Source organism: Runella zeae DSM 19591, assembly GCF_000423565.1.
Lineage (GTDB): Bacteria > Bacteroidota > Bacteroidia > Cytophagales > Spirosomataceae > Runella > Runella zeae.
This window is the reverse complement of record NZ_AUIF01000036.1, coordinates 18281-29926: the sequence shown is the minus strand read 5'-3', so window position 1 is coordinate 29926 and position 11646 is coordinate 18281. Positions and strand designations below refer to the sequence as shown.

The window sequence follows — 11646 nt, the reverse complement described above, 5'->3', positions numbered from 1 at the left end:
TGACGATTGATTAGTTAGTTGCTAACTGAAGCAATCTTCACCGCTTTTTCTATTTCTTTGTCCGAAACAACAAACTCAAAATCTTTGTCTATGTAGTCATACACTACTCTTCCCTCTGCATTGACCACAAAGGTGGCAGGAAAAGGTACTTCTTCCGAAATACCCGCAATGCGATCCCAAACAGGCTCAAACTCCGAGTACACCCCCAAGGCTGCACTTATCTGCAAATTGATGTCTTGGAGTAAATTAAAATCTAGGTCATATTTTTGAACGGTATAGACTATATTCTTAAAATATTCGGTCGTCAATACCAACAAATTCCCCCCTAGATTTTGGATGGTAGGATATGCTTTTTTAAGCCGTAAAAGATGCTTTTCGCCGTAGTTGTTCCACGAAGGGCTATAAGTACTGATTACTAATGGACCTTCTTTGACGAGCTGATGCAAATAAAAATAGCTCCCCGCCTCCAAATACAACGGCAAATGCTGCCACACACCTAGCTCAGCATTGATTCTGATACTTGGGAGTTTTCCACGGTTTTTGACAGGCTCAGCTTTTTTGTAAGTTTCGGGTAAAGAAGAAATAAAATAATCTTCTCCTACCACTTTAATGATGGATTTCATATGGTTTCGTTTTTTATGAATATTAAAATTTATCAACACATTACGTACATTTCTTATCCGTATATGAGCTGTATATAATAAGCGCAATCCACAACAACAAACTTGGCTCCATCTGAAAGAGCGCAAAATGCCGATGCAAATAATCATAGAAAAAATAAAAACTACTCGCCGTAAACAAATCAATGAGCCTTTCGGCAACTCCTACATTGAGGTTGGCAATAGACTCCCTAAAATGGTGAATATTTTTCCTATATTTTCTACCAATAAAATATTCTAAACCAATAAAAAATAAGAAAAACGGAACTGCAAACGCAAAGATGTTGATTGACATGATTTCAGGATAGTTTCATGAAACAACAAATCCAATTAAAATTTAGAAAAAAACCTGCGGCACTTTTGTTGCACTTTGATTGAGTGCTGTGTGTACTTACATTCAAAATGCTGATATAATATTTCTTAGACTCAAAGTGATAATAACAATACCCACAATAAGCATCAAAGTCTTAGGGTTCACTTTCCCACATACATAGGCCGCAAAAGGCGATGCCAAAACTCCTCCTATCAAGATGCCTACTACCACATTCCAGTTGTCAATCCCAATCATCAAAGTAAACATCCCCGCCCCCGCCGCTGCAATAAAAAACTCGGCGGTATTGACCGACCCAATCGTATAACGAGGCTGTCGGCCGCTTCCTATGAGCGTCGAAGTCACAACAGGCCCCCAGCCTCCTCCACCCACGGCATCTACAAATCCTCCAAGCAACGCCAAAGGCCCTACATATTTTGTTTTCTTTTTTACAGTTTTCTTGCGCAATGCTTTCGATATTACAACTACCCCCATCACTAGCAAATAAGCAGATATGTATGGTTTGATGATATTTCCATCAAATGAACTCAACAAATAAGCACCTGTCAATGCGCCAATGATACCCGGAATCAATAATAATTTAAAAAGCTTTTTGTTGACATTCCCAAAACGCCAATGCGACAGCCCCGAAGCGCCACTCGTAAAAACCTCCGCAATATGTACACTCGCACTCGCAGCGGCGGGGCTTACGCCCAAACTCAATAAAAGCGAACTACAACTAATCCCGTAAGCCATGCCCAAAGCACCGTCTATGGTCTGCGCCAAAAAACCGACTCCGATAAAAAGCAGCGTTTCGAGGGTAAAAAATGACGAAACCACCGGCTGAATATCTTGCCCGAAAAAGTTCCACACGACCAAACCAATGGTAATAAGAATAATAATCACAAAGACGCCAAAAAGCGCCCGATCTCCAAGATACACCCGATTAGTTGATTGAATCATTTTTATATGTTCGGTTAGATAAAAAAGTATCAAATGATATGTTTGGCCCTTACTAAACCTGTAATGGCTTTGAGTCTGAGGAGAAGATTGTCTAGCTTGTCGGCACTTTCCAATTCTATCCGTACTTTTCCCTCAGATTTTACGCCATCTGCTTCAAACTTTACACTTACAATACGCCCATAATCAGAGCTGTGGCGAGTCACTTCCGCGACAAATCCAATACGATCAAAGCCCAAAATCTCGATTTGGGTAAGATATGGTTTCGATAAAGGCACATGATTTGCGTTCATAATGTGTTGAGTTTAATTGGATGGCCAAATAGCCTCTGGACAATGTGAGCCACATTGCCCAGAGGGTTTTAAAATCAAAAAGTATATCTTAAAGTAATGCCGTAGGTTTGGGGATCGCCCAAGATACCAGCATAATGCCCCGCGCTACCCGGCGCCGCCAAAAGTTGTTCGAAATAGTTGGTATTGAGGATGTTTCTTCCCCACACAAAAACCGAAATTCCATTGGAAGCTCTAAACCCAAATCGCCCGTTGACAAGCGTATAGCCGTCGATATTCAAATATTTGGAAGGAGACGGACTCGATGAAAAAGACGAACGATAATACAAATCAAGACCCGCGAAGTAGTTTCCTTTAAGTCCTAGCAAACCTCCCTTTACGGAGCCTTCTGCACCAAGTGAACCAGCCCATTTCGAAATACCCGGAAGCGCTCCGCCAGAAATATCTTTGAATGCTTGCGCACCTCCTACTTCTTCAAGTGGCACGGGGGCGTTTTTGAAAGAAATGTATTTACCGTCGGTATAAGCAAAGGCACCATTGATAGTCAAATTGCTTCCTACTCTGATGTTTCCGTCTATTTCCACCCCAATCACCCTTACGCGCTCTGCATTAGCCAAATACCCACGGTTTACACCTGGCTCAGGAGTCTGCACTTGGGTTTGATAATCTTTGATGTCGGTATCATGAAATACCACATTCAAGACCGAGTTGGCCGAAGGCTTGGTCTTGATTCCAAACTCAATGTGGGTTACAAATTCAGGTTTGACGCGCGCCAAATCAATCAATACTTGACCGCTTGCGGTGGGCAATCCTCCGATATTTACTCCGACAGGCTTATAGCTCACCGAATAAGTACCAAAAGCATTAAAGTCTCTGGAGACTTTATACTGTAAAGTCAACTGTCCCGAAAAATTCCCCTCTTCTACTTCTGTATCAAAGGCTTGATTGGTATAAACTCCATTTTTCAAAGCCAACAAAGCCGGGTCGGTGGTTTGTAATCCACCATAAGTTTCTCTTTTATAATTGGCCGTTTTTTTGTCATAATTGTATCTAATACCAGGCAACACGTGCAGCTTTTCGGTAATTGCCCAATCTGCTTGCGCAAAAATCGCTAGTCCTGTGCTCTGGATTCTATTGGTGGTACGAATCCCAAAATTGTCAAACAAACCAGGGGTTTTCCATAAGGCGCTTGTTGAACTCTGTGCAAAACGCCACTGCGCAGCACCTGCTTCTTCGGTTTGGACAGGGTCAGATTTTAGGTCTTGCCAAAGACCAAATAGCCCTACTACTCCACTCAAATTAGAGGCGACTTTTCCAGAATAACGAATCTCCTGCGACCATTGGTCATGCACCGAGTTTCCTGCCGAAATAGTAAAAGAAGGAAGTCCTAGATAATCACGGTCATTGAGCGGAACCCACTTCCAATAGCGCCAGGCCGAAGTAGATGTCAAGGTGCCGTTTCCTATTTTTATATCCGCATTTACCGAAACTCCCCCCAATTGATTATCTGCTTTTGAAGGTGTATCATGATCCACTATTCTATCAAAAGGATTGGTAGAAGGCAGCTTATAGCCAAGGTCAGCAATGATAGCATTGAATTGTCGATAAGCCGCCCGTTGGGTAGTGACTACCCCCGCCACCGGCCAACCGTACCCACTGGGTTTTTGGTCTGACACATCGCCGATGAAGGTAATTTTAACTTTATCGCTAGGCGTATAAAGCAACTGCCCTCTTACTCCGATGTTGTTGATGTCATTGATATTGAGTTGAGTTCTTGTGTTGTAAATCAACCCATTTCTTTGAGTACCCGTAAAAGACACCCTTGCGGCGAGTTTTTTGCTCAACGGTCCTGAAAGTGAGCCTTTGGCTTGAATAAATCCATAGTTTCCATAACTAAGCTCAAAACTAGCATTGGGCGTAAAACTAGCCTCACGCGAAGTAATGTTGAAAGCACCGGCGGTAGTATTTTTACCAAACAAGGTACCTTGTGGCCCGCGCAATACTTCTACCCGATCGATATCGATAAAATCTAAAGCGGTAGCCGCTGGACGTGCATAATACACCCCGTCCACATAAAAGCCAACGCCAGGGTCGATACCGTCGTTGGTCAATCCATAAGTAGAGCCTAGTCCTCTGATATTGAGCGTAGTATTGCGCGCATTAGAAGCATAAAGCTGCACAGTCGGAACGAGTTCTTTGAGGCGATTGACGTTAAAAGCCCCTGCATCTTCGGCAGTTACACCTCGCACGACCGAAATCGGAATGGGAATATCTTGCAACGATTCTTGACGACGTCTCGACGAAACTACCACATCTCCCAACTGATTCACATTTTCTTCAAGCTTGATTTCTACTTTACTTTCATTGATTAAGATTTCTTTTTTGAGGTATCCCACATACGATACTATTAACGTAAAAGGTAACTTTTGACCCGTAATAAGCGCAAACTCACCATTAGCATCGGTAGCGGCACCATTGGTTGTTCCTTTGATAGAGACCGTAGCTCCAATCAAGATTTCGCTAGTACGAGCACTTACCACTTTTCCCGAAACGGTTGCATTGATAATTGGCTTGTCTTGTGCTTTTAATAAGGTGGGAAAGATGAGTCCTATAAAAAAAAGAGTAGTTAAAAAATACTTCATAGTGGGTTGGTTTGATTGGTGGATGGTCATAAAAATTGAGTTGTATACTTATGTTTATTGTATATATAATATACAGATTTTATAGTTTAAATTTCAACATTCACATTTAGTTTGCGACAATCTACTTCTCCCTATTTTAGATAGGGTACAAGGATATTAGTATTTATTGTCTATTGATTTTATATGCAAATGTATTCTAAAAAAAATTTTATATGCAACTCTTCTGGCAAAAAGTTTTTAAACTTCTACTAATTATCATATTTCACCTATAAAATATACCACATATATATTTTTTTATGACTCCTTGAAAGACTTTAATATGAGCCAAATCAATGGTCTATCCTGTCAAAAAAACTCTACTTTTTATATCCTAAAGAATAGATCTTTTTTTATTGCTAATTCTTTCAAAAAAAACAATACAAAAGATTATAAATATTTATAAAACAGAATATTATAAAATTAATGACAACAAAAAATAAATTTATATACGTAAAAAACAATGCCTATTAATAGTACTAATTCACAAAAAAATTGAATTTTTTTGTGAATTAAATAAGTAATAAAAAGTTCGAAGTTTCTTATCAAACAAGTTTCGCCAGAAGTCACACCATTTATAAATCATGTATGTACCCATTTCAATCATCCAACACTTCATCTCAGCAATCAGCCTTTAAAGTGCCTGATTACCAACATTATATTTATTTTTTTAAGTTATATTCTAACTCACTAAATTCTTAATAGCGAGTCAATTTTGTCTTTTTTTTCAATTCTATTTATCTATCTATGCAACTTCAATCATTATGAAGAAAACATCTACGCTTACACTAAGGCATGCGCTAGTTTGTGGCGCATTTGCCATGAGCCTTCAGATGAGTACTCCTTCATGGGCGACTCCTGGCTCCCCACCTATTCCTACCTCTCATCAACCCTCCGACAAAACAGTGAGTGGGCAGGTATTATCCAAAGATGATAATTCCCCTATCCCCGGTGTAACTGTATTAGTCAAAAACACCACCAATGGTACAACGACAGACGGAGAAGGAAGGTTTAAAATTAACGTATCTGACAACACCGCTATTTTGGTATTTTCCTCGGTGGGCTACTTGTCTCAAGAAATGGTAGTTGGGAACAAAACTACCATTAATATTAGCCTTGGTACGGATCAAAAAATCCTCAACGAAGTAGTAGTAGTGGGGTATGGTACGCAGAAAAAAAGAGATTTGACAGGGGCTGTATCGCAAATCAATACCACCAAACTTGAAAACGAAAACCCTAACTCTGTCCAAGATATTTTACGGGGAAACGTGGCAGGTCTGAATGTAGGCATGTCACCTTCTGCCAAAGGCGGAGGTAGCTTGCTTGTACGGGGCCGCAACTCTTTGAATGCCGCCACTAGTCCACTTCTTGTATTGGATGGTGCGATTTATTATGGGGAGTTGTCGGACATCAACCCCAACGACATCGAAACCATCGACGTACTCAAAGACGCAAGCTCAGCGGCGGTTTTTGGAGCGAAAGCAGCAAGTGGCGTCATCTTGATTACTACCAAAAAAGGCCAAGAAGGAAAACCTCGGGTCAATATCAACACCAACTTTGCCGTAGCAAGTGTAGCTCGTAATCAAGAAGTGTTGAGCCCCGACGGATTTGTCAATTGGAGAAGCGATGTAATGAAAAACATCAACTCTACTTATAAACCAGGCCAATTCAACAACCCCACTCAGCTTCCTTCAGGGGTGAGTCTTGAGCAATGGATGGCTTATGACGGTTCGTCGGGCGACCCCACCACGGTGTGGTTGCAGCGCTTGGGAATGCAACCCATCGAAATCGAAAATTACAAAGCTGGAAAGAGTGTCAATTGGTACGACATGATTTTTCAGAATGGTGCTCGCCAAGACCATACCGTTAGCGTTTCGGGGCGAAAAGAAGGCACTTCTTACTATATGTCAATGGGCTACCTCGACAACAATGGTATCATTTATGGAGACCGTTTCAAAACCATCAGAGGACGTATCAATCTTGAAAGCAAAGTGACGAAGTTTTTGTCGGTAGGGATGACTACCCAATTTGCTGACCGCGACGAAAGCCAAGTACCGGTAGACTGGACTTTGGCGCGTACTTTGTCGCCTTGGGGCTCGGAGTTGGATGCTAATGGTAATTACACTTGGCGTCCAAACAACGAAGCTAGCGGTGGCAAACACCCTTACTATGACCGTAGTTTTATCGACCGCCGCACCAAAATCACCACTCTAAATACTACCATTTTTGGTTTAGTGACATTGCCTTTTGGTATTACGTACCGACTCAACTACACGCCACAACTTGAGTTTTATGAAAGATACAACCACGAATCTTCTAAGCACGCTGAGTGGGCTGCTGTAGGAGGAAATGTAAGCCGTCAACAACGCAAGACATTTTACTGGCAAATAGACAACATCTTAAAGTGGAATAAAACTTTTGGTATTCACAACTTTGATGTAACACTCCTTGCCAACGCCGAACAATTCCAACGCTGGGACAACACCATGACCAACCGAGGTATGCTTCCTTCGGATGTACTTGGCTATCATGGTATTAATACGGGTATCAACCCCACTGTATCTAGCAACGACGAATACAGTACGGGCGATGGTTTGATGGCGCGGATGTTTTATTCACTCCAAGACCGTTATATGATTACGCTTTCGACGCGTCGGGATGGATACTCAGCCTTTGGACAAAAAAACCCCCGTGCCCTTTTCTCGTCGGCAGCTTTGGGGTGGGTATTTACGGATGAAAAATTCTTCAAAAGCTCTTGGCTCAACTACGGAAAACTTCGCCTCTCATGGGGTAGCAATGGTAACCGTGACATTGGCCGTTATCTTGCACTTTCTGACCTTACCACTGGTAAGTATATTTATATCAAACCAGATGGTACTCCCTACTTGGTCAATCAGCTGTACGTAAGCCGGATGCAAAACCCCAACCTCAAATGGGAACGTACCAACTCCTTCAACTTAGGTTTGGATTTTGGGATCCTTAACAACCGTTTGGATGGTTCTATCGAAGTATACCGTTCTTCTACCAAAGACTTGCTTGTACAACGCTCTTTGCCTAACATCGTAGGATTTGACTGGGTCATGGACAACCTAGGTGAAGTTCAAAACCGTGGGTTTGAGATTAGCCTTAACTCGATCAACATGAACAAAGAAAACTTGACTTGGCGCTCAACTTTCAACCTCCAACTAAACCGCAACAAAATCGTGCACCTGTATGGTGATTTAGACGAAAACGGAAAAGAAATCGACGATGTAGCCAACCGTTGGTTTATCGGGCACTCCATCGATGAAATCTGGAATTACCAAGTAGATGGTATCTGGCAAACAAGCGAACAAGCTGAAGCCGCTAAGTACGGTGTAAAACCAGGCGATTTCAAAATCAAAGATGTAGATGGCGACGGCAAATACACCAATGCGGATAAAGATTTCCAAGGCTGGACCAACCCACGTTTCAGATGGACATTCCGTAATGAGTTCAAACTCTTCAAAAACTTTGATGTTTCGATGGTAATGTATTCTTATTGGGGACACAAAACGGCCTTCAACCAAATGAAAAACCGTGATGGCTTCCTTGACCGTACAAGCTCATATGTGTTCCCCTACTGGACTGCCGAAAATCCTTCTAATGAGTGGGCACGTCTGTATTCAAGTGAAGGTGGAGCCAGTGGATTCAGTGTATATCAAGACCGCTCTTTCATCCGTCTCGACAACATCTCTGTGGCTTACACCGTTCCTAAATCCCTCATTCAAAAAGCCAATATCCAAAATCTCAAGTTTTTTGGCTCGGTTAGAAACGTAGGCTACTATGCTCCTAAATGGAACTTCTGGGATGCAGAGCCTGATGATAGTGGCAACAACGTACCTGCTCCGCGTATTGTTAGCTTTGGGATTGATATCACTCTTTAAGGAGACGTTTCTCTATTAATCTTAATCACGAAATCATGAAACTTAAATATATTACCTCAAAACCAGCCATTTGCATTGGCACTCTTTTGCTCGGAGCTACCCTCACAAGCTGCGACAAATCTTGGCTCGAGCCTAAGCCCCTTTCCTTTTTTGCTCCCGAAAACACCTTCAACGACCCCAGCGGATTAAGAGCTACCCTCGTAGCATGTGAGCGAAACCTCCGTATCGAATGGTATGGCGATTCGCCTCCAATGGTAACAGAGTCCATCTTTTCGGACATTGCAGTAGAAGGAACTACCGATAAATCGGGACCTGCCCAAAACATGGATCTTCAGATTACCCCTGATGCACAACTCAACCACGGTGACTATAACAAAATTGGTTGGTATTGGATGGAAGGGTATCGAGGCATCAAATACGCCAATGCGGCGATTACGCGTATCGACCAGCCGACTTACAAATCAGAGCAAGAGAAAAACCAAATCCTTGGCGCTGCTTATTTCCACCGCGCTATGCGCTATTATCGCCTTACGCATCAGTTTGGGGATGTGCCTTTGATTTTGGAAGAAGTCAATACCCCAAAACTGGATTATTCATCTACCAAAAGAGAGGTTATTTTGAAAAAAATGAAAGAAGACCTCGAATTTGCCGAAAAATGGGTGCCGGTGGTAGCCGATAAAGGTACCGTAAACCGTGGTTCGGTAAGTCACTTACTCACCAAAATCAACCTAGCCCTCGGCCTTTTTGACGATGCTATTAAATCGGCTAGTAATGTCATCGATGGCGGGCAGCACAGCTTGATGCGTAATCGTTTTGGAGCTACGCAAGGAGATGTTACTAAAAACGTAATTTGGGACTTACACCGTCCTGAAAATAAGGCTATTGCGGCTAATAGAGAAGGATTGATGTTGGTAATAGACCGTTTGCTCATGGAAGGAAACTACGACGGTGGTATTCAAATTATGCGGAATACCGTTCCATTTTGGCACAACAATATCAACACCCCTGCTGGTAACCGTGGTACCATCGATACCCCCAATCTGGAGTTTAATCAAGTGAATGAATTTGGCCGTGGTATCGGGCGTGTTAGACCTACATGGTACTCTACTCATTCGGTGTGGGATGACCCTAAAGATTTGCGCCATGCGCCAGGCAACTGGATGCGTATGCAAGATTTAGTTTATAACAACCCTGCTATCAAAGGCCGTGACGAGTTTTATGGCAAAAAATTACAACTTCGTACCAATGCAGGAGCGGTGCTTACTATCGACACCATCCGTTGCTGGTTTGACTGGCCACATTATAAGTTGTTTATTCCTGATCCTGAGCGCGTGCAAGCAGCAGGTGGCCACACCGATTGGTATGTATTTCGTTTGGCAGAAACCTATCTTCTTCGTGCCGAAGCTCATTTCTGGAAAGGTGATTTGGCAAGTGCCGCCAACGACCTCAACCAAGTACGCACTCGCGCTGGTGCTTCTCCGCTTACTGCCGACAAAATCAACATCGGAACGATCTTGGACGAACGTGCTCGCGAGCTTTATTTTGAAGAACCTCGTAAAACCGAGCTTACCCGTATTGCTTATATTTTGGCCCAAACTGGTAAACCTGCTTACAATGGTAAAACTTACAGCTTGGCCAACTTCTCTGACAATAACTTTTTCTTCGATCGTATTATGGAGAAAAGTAATTTCTACAACAAGGGGGTAAAAACACGCCACGGCGACGAATACAAAATGAGTCCTTACCACGTGTTGTGGCCCATTCCGCAAAGTGCTATCGATGGCAACTCCAAAGGAATCATCAATCAAAACAAAGGATATGCGGGTTTTGAGCGAAATATTCCTCCATTGACGTCTATTCCTAGTAAATAGTGGTCAAATAATTCTTTTCTCCAAAGTTGAGGGTCTGTAAGTCCTCACTTTGGAGATTTTATTTTCAACGAGTACCACCTTAAATTTCTGACTTTATGAATACCAGAAGATCTTTTTTAAAAAATGCAGTGGGAAGCTTAGCTCTTTCAAGCCCTGTAATAGCCGCTGCTGCCCCTCAATCAACACTTCTCTCTCCTCCCAGCAACGATTTATTTAAACTCGGCATTGCAGGTTTTAGTTTTGTTCATTTCAAACTCGACCAAGCCCTCGAAATGATGAAAAAAGTCGATGTTCATTATTTGTGTATCAAAGACTTTCACTTACCTTATAATAGTACCGCCGAGCAAATCGCGACCTTTCATGAAACCCTCAAAAATGCCAATGTAACTGGCTACGCAGTAGGGCCTATTTACATGAAAACTACCCAAGAAATCGACAATGGTTTCGATTATGCGAAGCGAGTAGGTGTCAAACTTATCGTAGGAGTCCCCAACGAAGATTTGCTTCCTTATATCGACAAAAAAGTGAAAGAGTACGATATGAAATATGCCATACATATTCATGGCCCTGATATTAAGCTATGGCCCAATGCTTCTTCGGTAATAGACGCCGTCAAAAATCTTGACCCTCGTATCGGGCTTTGCTTTGATATGGGCCACGACAAACGCTTCGGAGATGATCCAATTGCCGACTTGCAAAAATATGCCAAACGTATCTTTGACATTCACCTCAAAAACGTAACCGCCGCATCCAAAGAAGGTAAAACTTGTGAGCTTGGGCGGGGAATTATTGACATTCCAGCATTTGTAGCGATGCTTCGTAAAATCAAGTACGACGGCTGCTGTAGCTTAGAATACGAAAAAGACATGAAAGACCCTCTAGCAGGTATTGCAGAGTCGGTTGGGTATTTCAAAGGTGTATGCGAAGCATCTCAATCTGGCAAGCGTAAATCCTAACTCTTTTGGAATTATGG

General features: G+C 42.3%; 8 protein-coding genes. 3 read left to right on the top strand and 5 right to left on the bottom strand.

Annotated elements, in window-relative coordinates; all coding sequences use genetic code 11:
* Positions 1 to 14: 14 nt before the first annotated feature.
* The 5 genes from G563_RS34350 to G563_RS0110640 all read right to left on the bottom strand — a co-directional run bounded on the left by G563_RS34350 (position 15) and on the right by G563_RS0110640 (position 4861).
* The gene (locus G563_RS34350; RefSeq protein ID WP_051210897.1) at positions 15 to 623 is read right to left on the bottom strand and encodes a peroxiredoxin family protein; all 609 of its coding nucleotides are present in this window, start codon (positions 621 to 623) and stop codon (positions 15 to 17) included.
* Between the two features lie 40 nt (positions 624 to 663).
* On the bottom strand, positions 664 to 954 hold the full coding sequence (locus tag G563_RS37995) for a hypothetical protein (protein WP_028665306.1): 291 nt from the start codon (positions 952 to 954) through the stop codon (positions 664 to 666).
* Positions 955 to 1056: 102 nt separating this feature from the next.
* Positions 1057 to 1932, bottom strand: a complete 876-nt coding sequence (locus G563_RS34345; RefSeq protein ID WP_037326479.1) for a sulfite exporter TauE/SafE family protein — start codon at positions 1930 to 1932, stop codon at positions 1057 to 1059.
* Positions 1933 to 1961: 29 nt separating this feature from the next.
* Entirely contained in the window at positions 1962 to 2222 is a 261-nt protein-coding gene (locus G563_RS0110645) for an ACT domain-containing protein (RefSeq protein ID WP_028665305.1), read from the bottom strand.
* Between the two features lie 74 nt (positions 2223 to 2296).
* The gene (locus G563_RS0110640; RefSeq protein WP_028665304.1) at positions 2297 to 4861 is read right to left on the bottom strand and encodes a TonB-dependent receptor; all 2565 of its coding nucleotides are present in this window, start codon (positions 4859 to 4861) and stop codon (positions 2297 to 2299) included.
* Positions 4862 to 5661: 800 nt separating this feature from the next.
* On the opposite strand from G563_RS0110640, the gene G563_RS0110630 reads away from it, so the two are divergent.
* The 3 genes from G563_RS0110630 (at position 5662) to G563_RS0110620 (ending at position 11629) form a co-directional block, all read left to right on the top strand.
* The gene (locus G563_RS0110630; protein WP_229598481.1) at positions 5662 to 8802 is read left to right on the top strand and encodes a SusC/RagA family TonB-linked outer membrane protein; all 3141 of its coding nucleotides are present in this window, start codon (positions 5662 to 5664) and stop codon (positions 8800 to 8802) included.
* Between the two features lie 35 nt (positions 8803 to 8837).
* A complete protein-coding gene (locus tag G563_RS0110625; RefSeq protein WP_037326475.1) occupies positions 8838 to 10673 on the top strand; it encodes a RagB/SusD family nutrient uptake outer membrane protein in 1836 nt (611 codons plus the stop codon).
* A gap of 95 nt (positions 10674 to 10768) precedes the next feature.
* The gene (locus G563_RS0110620) at positions 10769 to 11629 is read left to right on the top strand and encodes a sugar phosphate isomerase/epimerase family protein (protein WP_028665301.1); all 861 of its coding nucleotides are present in this window, start codon (positions 10769 to 10771) and stop codon (positions 11627 to 11629) included.
* Positions 11630 to 11646 lie beyond the last annotated feature (17 nt).